General features: G+C 66.6%; 12 protein-coding genes. 5 read left to right on the forward strand and 7 right to left on the reverse strand.

All coding sequences use genetic code 11. The annotated features are described in order from the left end of the window. The 6 genes from ACYYG1_RS08480 to ACYYG1_RS08505 form a co-directional block, all read right to left on the reverse strand. On the reverse strand, positions 1–699 hold the full coding sequence (locus tag ACYYG1_RS08480; RefSeq protein ID WP_461209868.1) for an N-acetylneuraminate synthase family protein: 699 nt from the start codon (positions 697–699) through the stop codon (positions 1–3). After that, the gene (gene asnB, locus ACYYG1_RS08485; RefSeq protein ID WP_461209869.1) at positions 687–2,555 is read right to left on the reverse strand and encodes an asparagine synthase (glutamine-hydrolyzing); all 1,869 of its coding nucleotides are present in this window, start codon (positions 2,553–2,555) and stop codon (positions 687–689) included. Before asnB ends, ACYYG1_RS08480 begins: the two co-directional genes overlap by 13 nt. Before the next feature lie 6 nt (positions 2,556–2,561). Beyond that, entirely contained in the window at positions 2,562–6,281 is a 3,720-nt protein-coding gene (locus tag ACYYG1_RS08490; protein WP_461209870.1) for an FkbM family methyltransferase, read from the reverse strand. A 73-nt stretch (positions 6,282–6,354) separates the two neighbouring features. Beyond that, positions 6,355–7,335 carry a hypothetical protein gene (locus ACYYG1_RS08495; protein ID WP_461209871.1) on the reverse strand — a complete coding sequence of 327 codons (981 nt, stop codon included), beginning with the start codon at positions 7,333–7,335 and terminating at the stop codon, positions 6,355–6,357. After that, positions 7,326–8,006, reverse strand: coding sequence for an acylneuraminate cytidylyltransferase family protein (locus tag ACYYG1_RS08500; RefSeq protein ID WP_461209872.1), 681 nt, complete (start codon positions 8,004–8,006; stop codon positions 7,326–7,328). The genes ACYYG1_RS08495 and ACYYG1_RS08500 overlap by 10 nt, the downstream gene beginning before the upstream one ends. After that, positions 8,003–8,938: a glycosyltransferase family 2 protein gene (locus tag ACYYG1_RS08505; protein ID WP_461209873.1), complete on the reverse strand. Its 936-nt coding sequence runs from the start codon at positions 8,936–8,938 to the stop codon at positions 8,003–8,005. The genes ACYYG1_RS08500 and ACYYG1_RS08505 overlap by 4 nt, the downstream gene beginning before the upstream one ends. A 131-nt stretch (positions 8,939–9,069) precedes the next feature. Here ACYYG1_RS08505 and ACYYG1_RS08510 point away from each other — a divergent pair, with 131 nt between their 5' ends. Continuing rightward, complete coding sequence (locus ACYYG1_RS08510; protein ID WP_461209874.1) at positions 9,070–10,746, forward strand: glycosyltransferase family 2 protein; 1,677 nt, start codon at positions 9,070–9,072, stop codon at positions 10,744–10,746. A 56-nt stretch (positions 10,747–10,802) separates the two neighbouring features. On the opposite strand, the gene dsdC is transcribed toward ACYYG1_RS08510, so the two are convergent. After that, complete coding sequence (gene dsdC, locus ACYYG1_RS08515; RefSeq protein ID WP_461209875.1) at positions 10,803–11,861, reverse strand: DNA-binding transcriptional regulator DsdC; 1,059 nt, start codon at positions 11,859–11,861, stop codon at positions 10,803–10,805. 169 nt (positions 11,862–12,030) lie between these two features. On the opposite strand from dsdC, the gene dsdA reads away from it, so the two are divergent. The 4 genes from dsdA (at position 12,031) to ACYYG1_RS08535 (ending at position 16,433) form a co-directional block, all read left to right on the forward strand. Then, the gene (dsdA, locus tag ACYYG1_RS08520) at positions 12,031–13,362 is read left to right on the forward strand and encodes a D-serine ammonia-lyase (RefSeq protein ID WP_461209876.1); all 1,332 of its coding nucleotides are present in this window, start codon (positions 12,031–12,033) and stop codon (positions 13,360–13,362) included. A gap of 72 nt (positions 13,363–13,434) precedes the next feature. Further along, the gene (locus ACYYG1_RS08525; protein ID WP_461209877.1) at positions 13,435–14,499 is read left to right on the forward strand and encodes a TRAP transporter substrate-binding protein; all 1,065 of its coding nucleotides are present in this window, start codon (positions 13,435–13,437) and stop codon (positions 14,497–14,499) included. 69 nt (positions 14,500–14,568) lie between these two features. Further along, positions 14,569–15,102 (forward strand): TRAP transporter small permease, encoded by a 534-nt coding sequence (locus ACYYG1_RS08530; protein ID WP_461209878.1) that lies wholly within the window; start codon positions 14,569–14,571, stop codon positions 15,100–15,102. Further along, positions 15,099–16,433, forward strand: a complete 1,335-nt coding sequence (locus tag ACYYG1_RS08535; RefSeq protein ID WP_461209879.1) for a TRAP transporter large permease — start codon at positions 15,099–15,101, stop codon at positions 16,431–16,433. Before ACYYG1_RS08530 ends, ACYYG1_RS08535 begins: the two co-directional genes overlap by 4 nt. Positions 16,434–16,443: the final 10 nt, after the last annotated feature.

The following is a 16,443-nucleotide window of genomic DNA, read 5'->3' on the forward strand; positions in this document are numbered from 1 at the left end:
CTACAGGCACCTTGCGAGGTCGTCGCGGAATATCCGGATTGCACGCAGTTCATCCATGTCCATGCTGCATGCATGATCCGGACCATAGAGCGTCTTGTCCAAGGTCAGGTGCTTTTCCAGAATCCGAGCACCCCGGGCAAAGGCGGCCATGGCCGCCGAGGTGCCCACCGTGTGGTCGCTGAAGCCCGCATAACGGGTGAAATCCACCAGCGACAGACGCAGGTCCTCCAGGGGCGTGGGGTACTTGGACACGCAGTACAGAAAATCCACCTGGTCTTGTGCCGTGATGGCGGGGAAATCTTTGCCTTCCCACATGCCCAGGGAGACGATGAGCGGCTTGCCCGTGGCGGCCAGGGCCGCAATGAGTTTCTGGTCGCATGCCGAACGCGAGGCGATCTTGTAGCGTTTGACCCCGGCCTCCTCCAGCCAGGCCACGCGCTGGACGTCGAAGACCGAAGCAAGGAATTCAATGCCCGCCCGTCCGCATTCCTCGGCCAGCATAAGCACGTCGTCGTGCGCCAGTTCCGTTTTCAGGTTGTAGTCGTACCAGGGGTTGCCGTCCTTGGGGAACAGGGCCGCGGCATCATAGACCTGGAACTTGGCGGCGTCGGCCCCGGCTTCGGCCGCGGCGTGGATCATCTCCCGGGCCCTGCCCATGTCGCCGTCATGATTTTGTCCTATCTCGGCTATGATCTCCATTCTTCTCCCCTTTCCAGCCAGAGGTTGAGCATGATGTAGCAGAACAGGGTGTGCCCGTTGAGCCTGTCCGGGGCATTGAGCATTCGTTCCGCCTCCCGGGCCGCGTCCTTGTGCAGGTATCCGGCCTTGTGCAGGGCGGATTCCCTGGAGAAGGAGTGGCGCAGCAGGTCGTTCCACCCTGTTTTCAGCCAATAATCCACGGGTACGTTGAATCCATGTTTGGGCCGTCGGACCACGGCCTCGGGCAGGTCATCGGCAAAGGCCTCCCGCAGGGCCCACTTCAGTTCACCGTCGCGCACCTTGTATTGGAAATCGAGCTTGTCCGTGAATGCGAGCACTGCCGGAGCGGTAAAAGGAACGCGTGATTCCACGGAAAAGGCCATGGTCATTCTATCCACCTTTCTGAGCATCTCGTTGGTCAGGTAGAAGGCCTTGTCATGCAGGATGAAGTCGTTGGGCTTCCATGTCTCCCCACCCGCAGGATGGTCGAAGTGGCGCAGGGAAGAGATGGTTTCCCCGGCCAGGTCCTCGGAGAACAGGGCCTTTTTTTCTGCTTCGGCCGCGTAATAGTGCCAGGCCCAGGCCCGCAGCCTGGGGCGATAGTCCGCCAACGTGCGAAGGCGTTCCTCCTGGCCGAGGCTGAAGTTCTGATAAGAAACCACGCGGTCCGCGGGCAGGGCTTCTCGCGTCCCAGCCCCTGTCGCCCGGGCCAGGGAGGTGTACCAGGCGTAGCCTCCGAAGCATTCGTCCGCCCCGTCGCCCGAGAGCAGAACCTTGATGCCCTCCTGCCGGGCGCGTTGAGCCACCGCCAGGATGCCCAGTCCGGAGCTGACAGCGAACGGCTGGTCTCCGGCCACGCAGAAGGTCTCCAGCAGTTCGTCGAAATCTTTGGCCGTGACCCGGATTTCGTGATGCCGTGAGCCGATGGCCTGACTCACCAGCCGGGCGTAGGAGGATTCGTCCTGGCTGCCGCCGTAGGGGTCGTCCAGGTCTTCGAAGCCTATGGAAAAGGTGTCCAGCTGGCCCAGGCTGCGCGCGGCCAGGGTGCTGACGATGGACGAATCCAGGCCTCCGCTCAAAAAGCAGCCCACGGGTACGTCGGACAGCAGGCGGCTGGCCACGGACTGCGTGATCACCTGCCGCGTCAGGGCTATGGCCTGGGCCTGGGCCCGCGGGGCCGGATGATGGGCGAAGCCGTTGGCGTAGCGTTGTTGCCGGGATTGTCCGCCTTCGATCACGAGCATGGTTCCCGGCATCAGGGCGTGTACGCCCTTGAATGCCGTACGCGGTTCGGGAATCCACAGAAAGGTGGGGAAGTCCCACAGGGCCTGCAGGTCCAGCTCGTCGCAGACCCCGGGGTAACGCCTTAGGCTTTTGATCTCCGAGGCAAAGACCAGGGTGCTGTCCGCCCCCCGCCCGTAGTAGAGGGGTTTTTCCCCTGGGTAGTCCCGGGCCAGGACCAGCCGTTCGCGCTTTTCGTCCCAGAGGGCCACGGCGAACATGCCGTCAAGCTTGTCGAAGATATCCGGGCCCTGTTCCTCGTAAAGGTGGCAGATGACTTCGCCATCGGAATCCGAGCGGAACCTGTGCCCCCTGGCCTCAAGTTCCGCCTTAAGCTCAAGATAATTATAGATTTCACCGTTATATACAACGATAACGCTTCGTTCCTCGTTGAACAGAGGCTGGTCACCGTTGTTCAGGCCGTTGATGCTCAGCCTGCGCATACCCATGAGCAGGCCCTCGCGTGCGAACGTCCCGCAAGAGTCCGGGCCGCGCCGCACCAATTGGCCCAGCATGGGGTCCAGGCGCGTGGGTTCGTGACTGCCCGGTCCGAGGATGCCGCAGATTCCGCACATAAGTTGTCATCCCTCCCGTACATGGCCGTGCGGGCTGTTTGTTTGCCAGGCGTAGACATTGAGGATCTGCCTGCGGTCCTTGAGATGGGAGAAGGGCGCGGGCTGTTTTTTCTCGGTCCAGTTGACGAAGATCAGGTCTTGCAGGCAGCAGGTGAACCCCGAGTCTTCCAGCAGGTTCAGGATACGGCCCAGCCGTTGGCTCAATTCAAGGCAATGGACCTCGATGACGGCTCGTTTGACCTGCCGCAGCACATCGGCGCAGTCTTCCAGGACTTCGAATTCCGCACCCTCGATGTCCATTTTCAGAAGGTCCACGGTCCGTTCGGCCAGAATGTCCCGTAGCCTGACGGACGGCACCCGGCCGTCCGCGTCCTGGCTCACGGCCCCGGAGTCGTCTCCGCAGCTTGCGAAATTCACGCCCTGGTCGTGGGTCCAGACTGCGGCGTGGTAGGGAGTGACGTTGCCCAGGCCGAAGGCCCGCACGTTGTCCGCCAGCATGGCCGCGATGGCCGGGTCGGCCTCGTAGGCTTGGACCACGGCCCCCGGGTAGCGGGTGGCGAAGTACAGGGCGCTCATGCCGATGTGCGCGCCGCAATCCAGGATCAGGGGTGACGGGGCGTCGGTTTCGAATTCATAGTACTTGTCGAAGAATATCTGCTTGCCCTGGAAGTAGAAGCTGTGCAAGTCCGCGAAGCGCAGGCGTACGCCGTTCAGCTCCAATTCGCCCGGGGTGCGGCGGGGATAGGTGCGCAGCCCTTCCTGGAGCTGGTCCAGCACGTTTTTCAAATGTCTTGAAAGGGTGCTTCTGTCCATGTCTTTCTCCTGCGCAGGGGCTCTAGTAGCTCCGGGCTTGTGCGCCTCCCAGGAGGCGAGGAAGGCGTCGATATCCGGGTGCTTGCGGCGTAGGTATTCCCAGGTCCTTCTCTGCAGTGTCCGCTTGCGCGTCAGGTGTTCCTGGCTCTTGGCGTATTCGTGGAGCACCACGGGCCTGGGGCTGTACATCTGATGGCTCTTGTCCGGGTCCCGGTGCAGCAGGCGGCGGGAGAGCTCAATGCCCCCGTGGCCGAAACGGATGGCGTCGTCCCAGCCGCCCACGGCGAAGAACGCCTCGGCCCGGATGGACATGTTGCCCTCCAGGTCCGGGAAGCGCGGGAAGGGTGTCTCGCCCAGGTGGTAGTGCCCGGCCACGCTGTTCAGGGGCGAGTCCGTGCGGGGCCGCACCACCCCGCGCAGGGTCGTGGCCCCCAGGCGTTCCAGTTCCATCAGGTGGCTCTGCACGAAGTCCGGTGCCGGGCGCGCGTCGTCGTCCAGGAACAGGAGCACCGGGGCGTCGGCCAGGCAGGCCCCGATGTTGCGGGCCAGATAGGCCCCTGTGTCCGTGCCCAGGCGCGCGGCGACGTCGCTGAGCCTTTCCATGCGCTGGGCGAATTCGTTGTGCGAGCCGTTGTCCACGAACACCAGCTGCAGGCGCTGGTCGCGCTGTTCCTGCAACAGGGCGAAGGTCTCCAGGGACAGCCTGCCCGGATCGTTGGCGATGACCACGACGCTCACGGCCGGGGCCGTCTCCCGGGGATGCCGTGTGATGGATACCAGATGCCGGGAATAGCGGGGCATGCGGTCTTCCCAGCCCACGCGTTGCAGGCGTTCCAGCAGTTCCCGGGCGCAGCCGCCCTGGTCCTGGGCGACGGGCCTGGGCGGCGCGGGCGAGGTTCCGGCCAGGGCCCGGACGTGGTGCAGGTATTGCAGGACCCCTGGGCGCCGGGCCTTGAGGAATTCGTGCATCCGGGCATGCCTGCCGGTCTTAGTTTGCAGCTTGCTGCCCGTGTCCGCGTAGTCGTGGAAAAGGATGGTCTCGGGCCAGTAGATCACGGATTCCAGGCCGTGGCGCTGGCTGATCTTGAAGGCCGTCTCCAGCCCTTCGGCCCCGAAGAGCAGGGGCTCCATGCCTCCGGCCTCCATATAGGCCCGGCGGTCAAAGGCCGAGCAGCCCTCGACGCCCACGTAATGGGCCATGGGGAGCGGGCCGAGGTCGTAGTGCGGGGCGAGGTTTGAGCCCGGCGCGGGGTCTTCGGTCCTGGGCCGCACCCTGCCGCGCAGGGCCTTGATGTCCCAGGCGTCGAAGGCCCGCTCCACGCTGCCCACGAAATCCGAATGCGCCAGGCCGTCGTCGTCCACAAAGGCCAGCACCTTGCCGCGCGCGAAATGGGCCCCGACGTTGCGCGCCTCCGAGGGGAACAGATTCACGGGCGGCTTGATCAGCAACAGGGGCAGGGCGAGCAAAGCCTGGGTCACGGCCTCGTTGCCGCCGTTATCCACCACGATGATTTCGAAATTGTCGCTGCTTTGCCCACCCAGGGACTCCACGCAGTCCAGAAGCGCCTGGCCCGTCCTGAAGGCCGGGATGACCACGGAGACGCGAGGCGCGGTCGCAGGGCGTTTGTCGTTTCTCGGCAGGTCGTCGTAGCGCATATTTGCCCGGTAGCGCACAATGGCCGCCTCGGCGGTCTCGAAGTCTCCTTCCGCCATCCGTCCCATGGCCTCGGACAGGGCGCAAGCCGCTTGGAAGGTTCTTTGCCTGGGTGCTTCCGCACGCTCTTCCCGGCGCAGGGCCTCGGCCTCGGCCAGGGCGAATTCAAGGGACCCCGTGCGTACCGGGGGCATGCAGGACACGACGTCGTGGGGCATCGCAGCCAGGGCCTCCAGGACCTCCCTGGGCACGGGTTTGGTGCCTTCGGCGGGCAGGCCCGCGGCTTGGTGTTGTTTTTCCAGCAGGCCGCACAGGGCCAGGTTGTGCTGCGGCGCGGGGTGTTCGGGCATGATTTCCCCGGCCAGGCGGTACTGGACCCGGGCGCTGGCCGTGTCCCCGCCGCTCTTGATGAACAGGTTGCCCAGGTCCAGGTGGCAGGCGAGACGGGCTAGGGGATCGGCGGCGTAGAGACCCAGTGCGGGGTAGGCCTCGTCCACCGTGACGTCGGAGCGGTACAGCGCCTTGACGCGGGCCTGCTCCCTGACGTTCTTGTCCCTGTTGGCCCGCTCCACGCTGTCCTGGCGGCGGCAGTAGATGCCCAGGGCCTTGGGCACGTGCACCCCGCCGAAGCGGCGCACCATGCGGATGAAGAAGTCGTAGTCCCCCTGCACGGTGAAGCCGGGGTCGAATCCGCCCAGCTCCCGGTGGGCCGAGACCCGCCACAGGGGCTGGGGGCCAAAAAATTGGCGGGACAGGGCCTGGCGCAGGCTGCAGCGCGGGAAGGCATAGGCGGACGCGGCGCTGTTCCGTGCCCAGGTCTCGTTGGGCCGCTCGGTGACCAGGCAGTCTCCGTAGGCAACTCCGGCGTCGGGATTGTTCTCCAGGGCCGCGGCCAGGATTTCCAGGGCGTCGAGCCTGTGGCGGTCGTCGGTGTTGGCGTTGCTTACGTACCTGCCGCGTGCCTTGGCCACACCCCGGTTCCAGGCCGCATACAGGGTTTCCCGTTGGGGCGTGCGCTCGTACACGATGTGCGGATGATCCCGCATGAAGCGTTGGACGATGGTTTGTTCATCCTCAGGGGACGCGCTGTCGATGACCACGATTTCCAACTTGCCCTGGGCATAGAGGGTCTGATCCACGAGGTCCTGCAGACAGCCTTCGATGAAGGCTTGCGAGGCATAGGTGGAAACCACGGCCGTGACCAAGTAGGAATCTTGTTCCTGGCGGCCTCCGGGGGCGTGTGCATTGTCAGGTGTCATCTTGGTTTTGTCTTTCCTGTATAGAGGCGTGATCAATGTCTTGCGTATGCAAGGCAAGATGACAAAGCAAAAATCAAGCCACAGGTCCTTGGTCTCGCCCCGTGGACACCCGCCACGCAAGGGCCGAAAACGCATCGTGGATGAGCGTGGCGAAGGCCGGGGCGTGGGCAAAGGCGCGGGCTTCGCTGTGGTGCCCCGTTCCCCGGGGCAGCAGGCAAAAGGCGCGATCCGGCGTGAGCACTTCGGGGAAGTCCTGGCGTCCGGCTATCCAGCGGCCCGTGTCCGCCTGGACCACGCGGTTCGTCATCCTGTCCCAGCGCCAGGGCGCGAGGGCCGGGGAAAAGGGCAGGCGCACGACCCCGTCGCCGGGCACGGGGCAGGGCTCCACCAGGGCGCGGCCCGAGCGCTCCCGCAACTCCAAATCTGGAGGCAGGTCAAAGACCGTCCGCTGGGATTCGCGGTCCCGGCGGGGGGAAATCCAATAGGCCCTGCCGTCCAGGGTCAGGCGCAGCAGGGTCCCCGGTGCGCAGGGCGCTGCGGTGGCCAGGGCGCGGCCCTGGTCCTCGGGAAGGACCGTTCGGGCGGCGTCCTGCGGGGTCATGTCCATGCGGTAGAGCACCTTGGCTTGGCAGGGGTGGTCCCTGGGCGGGCGGGCGCTGAAGAGTACGCGCGCGTCGCCGTCCGCCAGGGCCCGGCAGGCGGTGGCCAGGGCCTGCGGGTCCGGTTCCGGGGCCCTGGGGTTGAGCACCAGGACGGGCCCCTCCGCCGCGCCCGCCGCGGCCAGGGCCTCGGCGCAGCCCGGCGGGAGCAGATCCTCGTTCTCCCATGCGGGCCGGACCGGGGCGGCCAGGGGCGCGGCCGTCGCCTTGTCCAGGGATTTCGCCAGGGCTGCGCGGTTCTCGTCGTGGGCCAGGATCACCGGGCCCGGGGCGTCCATGGATCGCAGGACTTCCTGGCCGGCGTCCACGGCCCTGGCGGCCAGTTCGGCCAAGAGGGCCGGATGCGCGGCCAGGTATTCGTGCGGCGCCAACGCCAGGGGGACGACTACGCGCACGGGGCCTCCGGCACGGGGAACAGATTGTTTCGCACCACCGCCCTAGCCAGCTCCAGGTCCCGGGCGTCGTCGATGTCCATGAGCTCCACAGGGTTGTCCAGCAGGTGCACGTGCGTCTCCCCGGCCCCAAGGCCGGCGGGCTTGCCCTCGTACACCCCGTAGGGGCGGAACACGCAGCCCTGGACCGGGCCGGGGTCCATGAAGGCGTAGCCGTCGCCCTGGCGCACGAGGTGGCTGCGCGGCCCGGTCTCAAGGCGTCTGCCCGTGACCACGATGCACGGGCGCGAGGCCAGGATGCGCGTCAATTCCTCCACCAGCCCAGGCGCGCGAAAGGGATGGGTGGGGTACAGGGTGCAGAAGGCGTCGGGCCTGTAGCCCTGGGTCTCTTCCAGGGTTCTCAAGACGTGCAGCACCGAGTCCATGACGTTGCTGCGGTCCCCGGCCAGGTCCGCGGGGCGCAGGAAGGGCGCCTCGGCCCCGTGCTCCCGGGCCGTGGCCGCGATTTCCTCGTCGTCCGTGCTGACCACCACCCGCGTCACCGAGGGCGCGGCCAGGGCCGCGCGGATGCTCCAGGCGACGAGGGGGATGCCGCCCAGGTCCAGGACGTTCTTGCGCGGCAGGCCTTTGGACCCGCCGCGAGCCGGGATAACGGCCAGGACCTCGGCGCTCATGGCGCCTCCGGCCCGGGCGCGAGGTACACGCCCTCGGCGATCCAGAGGTTGTGGTAGGCGCGCCAGGAGTCCAGCTCCAAGGCGGGCAGGGCGTGCTCCAGGCGCACGCTGAAGGGCCGGGGGTAGCGCTTGCGCACGGCCTCGCCCAGGGCGCGCAGCCCCAGCTTGTCCAGGTCGCGCACGGTCTCGGTGAAGTCGAAATGCCTGGTCTGGGGCGGCCGCGGCGGGCGCGAGCGGATCAGCGCGTTGTTGGCCAGCTGCTCGGCGCGGCGGACCTTGAAGTTGCAGCCCTCGTGCACCCGGTAGCGGTAGAGCCTCTCGGGCAGGAAGCGGGTCTTGCCCGGGCCCGCGGCCTCGGCCATGGGCAGGTACAGGGACAGGTCCCCGGCGGCCCGGAAATAGTTGCCGTCCGCGTCCCGGAAATCCTCGTCGTGCAGGGATTCCAGAAGATACCCCTTGAAGGTGCGCAGGTGGGAGATGCACCAGAGCTGGGCCCGGGGCGGCACGCCCGGCAGGAGCTGCGCGCCCAGGGATCCGTCCGCGCCGTCCACGGCCATGTCCGTATGCACCAGGTCGTAGCCCTGGGCGTGGGCCTCCATGACGGCCCTGAAGGCCCCGGGCAGCAGGTGGTCGTCCCCGTCCACCACGGCCACCACCTCGGCCGGGCCGGGGGCCAGCTCGCGCAGCCCGGCCAGCACGTTGCCCATGAGATGGGCCCGGGGCGCGCCCCGGAGCACGCTGATGCGCGGGTCCCCGGCGAATTCCCCGGCCCTGTCCGCCGTGCGGTCCGTGGACGCGTCGTCGGCCACCAGCAGCCGCCAGTCCGCGAAGTCCTGCTCCAGCACGGACGAGAGGCAGGGGGCGATGAATTCGGCACAGTTATGGCAAGGAACCAGGACGGCGAGTCCTGTGGGGCAAAGGGCGCTTTGCATGGCGATGGCCTTGGCTTTGCGGGAATAACCGGTCAATCCGGCGTCTTGAGAGTAACGAAATTGCAGCCCCCAGTCCACAGGACGTGGAGGTCCTGTCGGTTTTCCGACACCGGACCGGGCAAGGAGGCACGATGTCCGAGACCAAGGCGCGGCCCAGCGCCAACCAGGCCGCCAAGGCCCCGCGCCGCCAGGGTTGGCCCATGCTGCCCTCGTACCTGGGCAAATATCTCACGGTCTGCGCCTCGGGGCGCTACTATTGCATGCACGTCAGCGGCCGATTCCTGAAGCAGGCCACGGACCCCGACGTTCGGGGCCGGGAGCTGCTCCTGGACATCGGCTTCGGGCTTCTGCACCGGGCCTGGGACAGCAACCCCGGGGATCCCACCCTGGGCGCGCAACTCGTCGGCCTGGACGAAACACTGGGCGGGCGGCTTTCCCCGGCCAAGAGGCGGGCCGTGCTGGCCATGGCCGGAACCTTTCGCGGGCCCGTGAGCTGGCCGCCCCTGCGCGACGAGCTGGCCGCCCGGGGCGGCGAGGCCCTGTGCGCCGAGGTGGAGATCCACCTGCGCAGGGACCCGGAGAATCTGCATTGGTGGTGGCAGGCCATGAACTGCGCCAAGGACCACGGGGCCTGGGACTGGCTGCTGGGCCTGGCCGGGGACGTCCCGGCCGGGGTCTGCGCGCCCTTTGCCGCGCGCGCCCGGGCCGACGCCCTGTTCCATCAGGGGCGCCACGGCGAGGCCCTGGCCGCCTGCCGGGCCCTGCGCGCGGACATGGAATGGCCCGGCCTGGACCAGTTCGAAGGCGAATGCCTGCTGCGCATGGGCGACCGCGAGGGCGCCCTGGAGCTGTGGCGGGCCTCCCTGCGCCAAAGCCCCTGGCAGACCAACCTGCTGCTCAGGGCCCACGACGTGCGGGCCGGCCTGGACGCGCCGGGCGCGCATCCCGAAGGGCGCACCTGCCTGCTGCTCTATTCCTGGAACAAGGCCCGCAGCCTGGACCGGACCCTGGGGTCCCTGGCGGAATCGGACCTGGGGGACGCGCGCATCATCGTCCTGGACAACGGCAGCGCCGACGAGACCCCCGACGTGGTGCGGGCCTGGGGCGAGCGTCTGGGCTCCGGGCGCTTCCAGGGCCTGTCCACCCTGGTCAACGTGGGCGCGCCCGCCGCGCGCAACTGGCTCATGCACCTGCCCGAGGTGCGCGCCTCGGACAACGTCGTCTACATGGACGACGACATCCTCCTGCCCCCGGACTGGCTGGGCTACATGGGCGCGGCCCAGGCGGCCTATCCCGAGGCCGGGGTCTGGGGCTGCCGCGTGGTGGAGGACGGCGCGCCGCACAACGTGCAGCACGCCGACGAGTTCCTCATGGAGGCCACGGACAAGAGCAGCGTGGGTTATTGCTGCCAGTATCTGGACGAGATGGATTTCGGGCAGTTCACGTATCTGCGGCCCTGCCTTTCGGTGACGGGCTGCCTGCACATGTTCCGCACCGGGGACCTGCACAGGGTGGGCGGCTTCGACCTGCAGTTCTCGCCCTCGCAGTTCGACGACGCGGAGCACGACCTGCGCCTCTGCTCCCAAGGCGGGTACGCCGTGTACCAGGGGCATCTGCGCATCCTGCACGAGCGCAACACCGGCTCCACCTACGAGACCAACAACCGCTCCTCCTATGGCATCGAGGGCAACTTCATGAAGCTGAACCTCAAATATTCCAATGAGGAAGTGGAGAACATGCGCACCCGCGTGTATGCCCTGGCGCTGGGGGACCTGCGCGCCAAGCTGGCGGCCGTGCTGGAAGATTGAGCGGAATCACCGCCGAGGGCCTGCGCCCGCTCCGGATTGCCCGGGGCGGGCGTTTTTCATTTCTTGTTGCGGCGGGGGCGGCTGTCCGTTTCCGGGGCGCCGATGCAGTATTCGGCCACCAGCCGCTGCACCGGCCCGGGCGTGGGGGCCGGTGCGTGTACGCTGTCGTCCAGCCGCCGCAGCCGCCCCGCTCCGGCCTTGGCGCTCTGCTGCACCTGCTCCTTGAGCCAGTTCATGAGGGCGGAGATGCGCGGCGCGCCTGCGTCTTCCTGGCGGATGACGGCGTAGTAGGCGTAGGCCGACAGGGCGCGCAGGGGGAAGGGCTGCACCAGGTCGCCCCTGTACAGGGCGTCGCGGATCAGCTCCGAACGGCCCATGGCCACGCCGATGCCCTGGATGGCGGCCCGCAGCGCCAGCTCCGAGCGGTCGAAGCTGTAGCAGCGGTCGAAGGGCAGGTTCTCCACCCCGGCCGCCATGGCCCAGTTGCTCCATTCCGAATGCCTTGGGGCACTGGGCACGGGCGCGTCGTCGTGCAGGAAGGTGCAGTCCCTGAGCTTTCGCGTGTCCCCCCAGAGCCCGTGGGCGTCGGCGTAGGCCGGCGAGCACACCGGGGACATGAACTCCTCCATCAGATGCGTGACGTGCAGCCCGGGGTGCACCCCGGGGCCGTAGTAGATGGCCAGGTCCACGGGCTCGCTTTCGAAATCCACGAGGTCGTTGCGGTTCTGCAGGTCGATGCAGATGCCCGGGAAGCGCCGCCGGAAATCGTGCAGCCGGTCCATGATCCAGACGCTGGCGAAGGACGGCGGGGAGGTGATGCGCAGCTGGCCGTTGAGGGTCTGGTTGTTGATGTTGCGCAGCTGGGTGGTGATTTCGCCCAGGGAATTGTCCAGCACGCTGAACAGCATGGCCCCCTGGGCCGTGAAATCGATGCGCCGGGTGAACCGGTGGAACAGGGGGAACCCCAGGGCTTCCTCGAGATTGCGGATGCGGTGGCTCACGGCGCCCGGGGTCAGGCAGAGCTCGTCCGCGGCCTTGCTGAAGCTCATGTGCCTGCCCGCACAGAAGAAGGTGTGCAACGAGCCGAGGCTTTGGGCCAGTGTCTGCTTGTCCATAGGTGAATATGCCTCACGCGTTTTGGAAAACTAATCGTTTGTTGCACAATAAAGATATCAGATAGGATTCCAAAACAACAAGCTACAAAAGTGTTTGTTTTTCCGCAGCGAAAGAAATGTGAGGAAATTTCTTCACCATGCAAAGAAGATTAAGTCAAAGGATGCTGTTTTGACCACTCTGGAACTCCGCGCCTCGTTGCTGCGCGCCCATCCCCTGCTGGAGGATGTGGCGGCCACTCGTGAAGTATTTTGGGTCAACCCGGACGCCCTGTCCATGGTCCAGGCCCTGCCCACGGTGCCCCTGGGGCCGGAGGACGTGCGGGACGCGGCCCTCAGGCTGGAACGTTTTCGGCCTTACCTGGCCGAGGTTTTCCCGGAAACGGCCCCGGCGGGCGGGCTCATCGAGTCCCCGCTCAAGGAGACCCCCACCCTGCGAGAGGCCCTGGCCGTCGCCGGGGGAGGCCAGTTCCCGGGCAGGCTTTTCGCCAAGCTGGACAGCCAGCTGCCCATTTCCGGCTCCATCAAGGCCCGGGGCGGCATCTACGAGATTCTCAAGCTCGCCGAGACCGTCGCCCTGAGCGAGGGGCTGCTCGCCCGGGACGGCGACTATGCCCAGCTGGCCTCGAACGCGGCCCGGGAGTTGTTCGGCGGCTATTCCGTGGCCGTGGGCTCCACGGGCAACCTGGGCCTGAGCATCGGCATCATGAGCGCGGCCCTGGGCTTCAAGGTCACGGTGCACATGTCCGCCGACGCCAGGCAGTGGAAAAAGGACATGCTGCGCTCCAAGGGCGTGCGCGTAGTGGAGCACGCCTCGGACTACAGCCTGGCCGTGGCCGAGGGCCGCAGGGAGGCCGAGTCCGACCCGCGTTGCCATTTCGTGGACGACGAGAATTCCCAGGATCTGTTTTTGGGCTACGCCGTGGCCGGCGAGCGCCTGAAGGCCCAGTTCGACGAGCTGGGCGTGGCCGTGGACGCCGAGCATCCCCTGCACGTGTACCTGCCCTGCGGGGTGGGCGGCGGGCCCGGCGGCGTGACCCTGGGCCTCAAGCTGGCCTTCGGCGACGCCGTGCGCTGCTGGTTCGCGGAGCCCACCCACGCCCCGGCCATGCTGCTCGGGCTGTGCACGGGCATGCACGAGACCGTGAGCGTCCAGGACCTGGGCCTGGACGTGCGCACCGCCGCCGACGGCCTGGCCGTGGGCCGTCCGTCGGGATTCGTGGGCCGGGCGCTCAAGCACCTCATCGACGGGGTCTTCACCGTGGACGACGACGCGCTGTTCCGCCACCTGAGCCTGGCCGCGCGCACCGAGGGCCTGCGCCTGGAGCCGTCGGCCGTGGCCGGGCTGTCCGGCGCCTGCCGCGTGGCCATGCACGGGGCGGCCGGGGCGGCGGGCCGGTCGGCCGGGGCCACGCACCTGTTCTGGGCCACGGGCGGGGGCATGGTCCCGGACAAGGACTGGAATGAGTACGATGCCAGGGGCCGGGGGCTGATCGGCGAGTGAGCCGCGCCCGGTTCCTTCGATATTTGAGGAGCCGTTCACTTCATGTTCAACACCGGAATCGGAGGAGTCATCATGAAAGCGAGAAAATGGATTTCGGCCCTGGCCGGCGCGCTGCTGCTCGCCGTGGTCGCGGTCGCCCCGGCCTCGGCCGCCGAGTACGAGTGGACCTTCAGCCAGCCCTGGGTCCGCCCCCAGGCCAACAAGGCCTACCAGTACTTCGTTGACAAGACCAAGGAATACACCAACGGCCGCGTGGAGATTAAGCTCTATGTGGACGGGCTGTTGGGCAACCACGACGAGACCTTCCACGGGGTCCAGGACGGCAGCATCACCATCGGCACGTTTTCGCCCTACGTGAGCCTCGTGCCCGGCGGCATGCTCAACTGGATGCCCTGGACCATTTCCTCCTGGGAAGAGGCCGAGCTGGCCTTCAGCCCGGACCACGGCATCCTCTACGACATCATGGAGACGGCCTACAACGAGGTTGGGCTGCACACCCTGTTCCACGTTTCCCAGGGCGCCTACGGCATCGGCAACACCAAGCAGGCCATCCGCATCCCCGCCGACTTCAAGAACCTCAAGATGCGCGTGTCCAGCTCCCTGGGCGCGGTGCGGGCCCTGGAGAACATGGGCAAGGGCACGGGCATGACCCTGGCCACCCTGCCCTGGTCCGAGATCTACAACGCCCTGTCCCGCGGCGTGGTGGACGGCTGCTGGGACATGTGGCCCTCCCTGGTGGACGAGCGCCACTACGAGGTCATGAAGTTCTACACCGACTTGAATTTCATCTGGGACGCCCAGAACATCGCCATGAACAAGGACATCTGGGACAAGCTGCCCGCCGACCTCAAGGCCGCCGTGACCAAGGCCGCCACCGAGGCCCAGCACTACGCCAACGAGATCCACCAGAAGGCCGAGGCCGACTACATCAAGAAGGTTTCGTCCGAGCCCGGCTTCACCCTGGTGCGCCTGACCGACGCCGAGCGCGACGCCTTCCGCGAGGCCGCCAAGATGGACGGCGTCTGGAAGGAGCTGTGCGACCCCTGGCTTGAGAAGCACTACCCCGGCCAGAACATGCGCGCCAAGATCCAGCAGAGCCTGGCCGACATCCGCGCCAAGGTCCGCGCCAAGAAATAACAAGGTTCACTTGCCGACACCCGGGGAGGGGAGGCCCTCCTCCCCGGGTGTGCATCACCCGGAGGCGGTATGAAACGGGCTTATCTCACATTCATTTGCGGCATCGCCCTGGCCGAGAGCATCCTCTGTTACACGGGCCTGCTCGTTTGTTCCTTCATGGTGCTGGTCCAGGTCGTGAACCGGTACATGCTGCATTTCGAGATCATGTGGATCGGCGACCTGACGCTGTTCATCTTCGTGCCCATGATGATCCTGTCCATCTCCTACACCACGCGGGAGGGCGGGCACACGTCCGTGGACGTGTTCATGGATATGATCTTCGACAAGCGCCCCCTGGGGAGGAAGGTCTACCAGCTCCTCCTGCAGGTCCTGTCCCTGTCCATCATGTTCTACATGCTGCCCATGGCCTTCAAATTGTTCAAAAGGGCCATCAAATATCCCGAATACGCCACCCTGGTTCCCTGGTTCAACACCAGCTGGATCAGGGAGACCGTCCTGGTGATGGTGGTCTTGTGCATCGTCCACACCCTGCACCACATCGGGACGAAGAGCCTTGAAATCCGGAAGCGGATGCTGACGGCCAGCCAGGGAGCCTCGAAATGACACAGGGAATCCTCTTCGCCGTAGGCATCTTTCTGCTGGGCCTAGCCATGGCCATCCCCCTGGGCTGGCTGTTTTTGGCCAGCACGGGCGCGGGGCTGGCGATTTCCGGCATCCCCGACACCTTCGTCATAGGCACCTTCTACCACTCCCTGAACAGCTACGTGCTCATGGCCATCGGGTTCTTCGTGTTCGCGGGCAGCCTGATCTCCGAGGGCGGCCTGGCCGACCGCATCGTGGACTTCTCCTACCTCCTGGTGGGCAAGGTCCGGGGCGGCATGGCCCTGGTGGGCATCATCGCCTCCCTGTTCATGAGCGCGCTGACGGGCTCGTCCGTGCCCTGCATCTCGGCGCTCATCCCCCTCCTGGTGCCGCGCCTGGAGCGCTACGGCTACCGCAAGGAATACACCACCTCGGTGCTCTGCTGCTCCAGCTTCATGGGCTATCTCATCCCCCCCAGCGTGCCCGCGCTGATCTACTGCCTGGTGGCCCAGCAGTCCGTGGCCGCGGTGTTCCTGTCCACGGTGATCCCGGGCCTGCTCCTGGCCCTGGGCTACGCGGTGCTGAACTATTTCATCAGCCCCAGGTACATCGACCTGTCCATGGCCGTGGACACGGAAGAGGGGCTGACCTTCGTGCAGCGCATGGGGCGGCTGCGTTCGGCCTCCCTGGGCGCCCTGCCCGCCCTGGGCTGCCCCATCGTCATCCTGGTGGGCATCTACGGCGGCATCTGCACGCCCAACGAGGCCGGGGCCGTGGCCGTGGTCTACTGCCTGGTCATCGGTTTCTTCGTGTACCGCAAGCTGACCATGCCGGGCCTGAACCGGGCCATCGCCAGCTCCCTGGTGTCCATCGGCGTCATTGCCCTGCTCATCGCCTCGGGCACGGTGCTCGGGCGCTATCTGGTGCGCGCGGGCGTGGCCCAGGAACTGGCCTCGGGCATGCTCGGAATGTTCGATTCCAAGATCCTGATCCTGTTGTCCATGAACGCCTTCCTGCTGCTCATGGGCATGTTCGTGGAGGCCATTCCCATCCTCATCCTCAGCGTGCCCCTGGTCCTGCCGCTCATGGCCGGGCTGGGCGTGAACCTCGTGCAGCTCGGGGCCATCTGCATCGTCAACGTGGGCCTGGGCGTCATCACGCCGCCGTTTGCCATGTCCATCTTCGTGGGCACGCGGCTCTCGGGCAGCACCTACCAGGAAGTCATCCCCATCATGCTCAAGTACCTGTTCTGGGTGGGGATTCCGGTCCTGCTTCTGACCACCTACATTCCGGCCCTGTCCTGCTGGCTGCCGAGCCTGGTGCTTGGGGACAAGGCCGTCGGGGCCTGGTAGACCCCGGGGA

Source organism: Desulfocurvus sp. DL1XJH-121 (assembly GCF_054819825.1).

Coding starts and splice junctions, on each gene's coding strand:
- ACYYG1_RS08480 (WP_461209868.1), bottom strand. CDS start 699: ATGGAGATCATAGCCGAGATAGGACAAAATCATGACGGCGACATGGGC.
- asnB (WP_461209869.1), bottom strand. CDS start 2,555: ATGTGCGGAATCTGCGGCATCCTCGGACCGGGCAGTCACGAACCCACG.
- ACYYG1_RS08490 (WP_461209870.1), bottom strand. CDS start 6,281: ATGACACCTGACAATGCACACGCCCCCGGAGGCCGCCAGGAACAAGAT.
- ACYYG1_RS08500 (WP_461209872.1), bottom strand. CDS start 8,006: ATGAGCGCCGAGGTCCTGGCCGTTATCCCGGCTCGCGGCGGGTCCAAA.
- ACYYG1_RS08505 (WP_461209873.1), bottom strand. CDS start 8,938: ATGCAAAGCGCCCTTTGCCCCACAGGACTCGCCGTCCTGGTTCCTTGC.
- ACYYG1_RS08510 (WP_461209874.1), top strand. CDS start 9,070: ATGTCCGAGACCAAGGCGCGGCCCAGCGCCAACCAGGCCGCCAAGGCC.
- dsdC (WP_461209875.1), bottom strand. CDS start 11,861: ATGGACAAGCAGACACTGGCCCAAAGCCTCGGCTCGTTGCACACCTTC.
- ACYYG1_RS08525 (WP_461209877.1), top strand. CDS start 13,435: ATGAAAGCGAGAAAATGGATTTCGGCCCTGGCCGGCGCGCTGCTGCTC.
- ACYYG1_RS08530 (WP_461209878.1), top strand. CDS start 14,569: ATGAAACGGGCTTATCTCACATTCATTTGCGGCATCGCCCTGGCCGAG.
- ACYYG1_RS08535 (WP_461209879.1), top strand. CDS start 15,099: ATGACACAGGGAATCCTCTTCGCCGTAGGCATCTTTCTGCTGGGCCTA.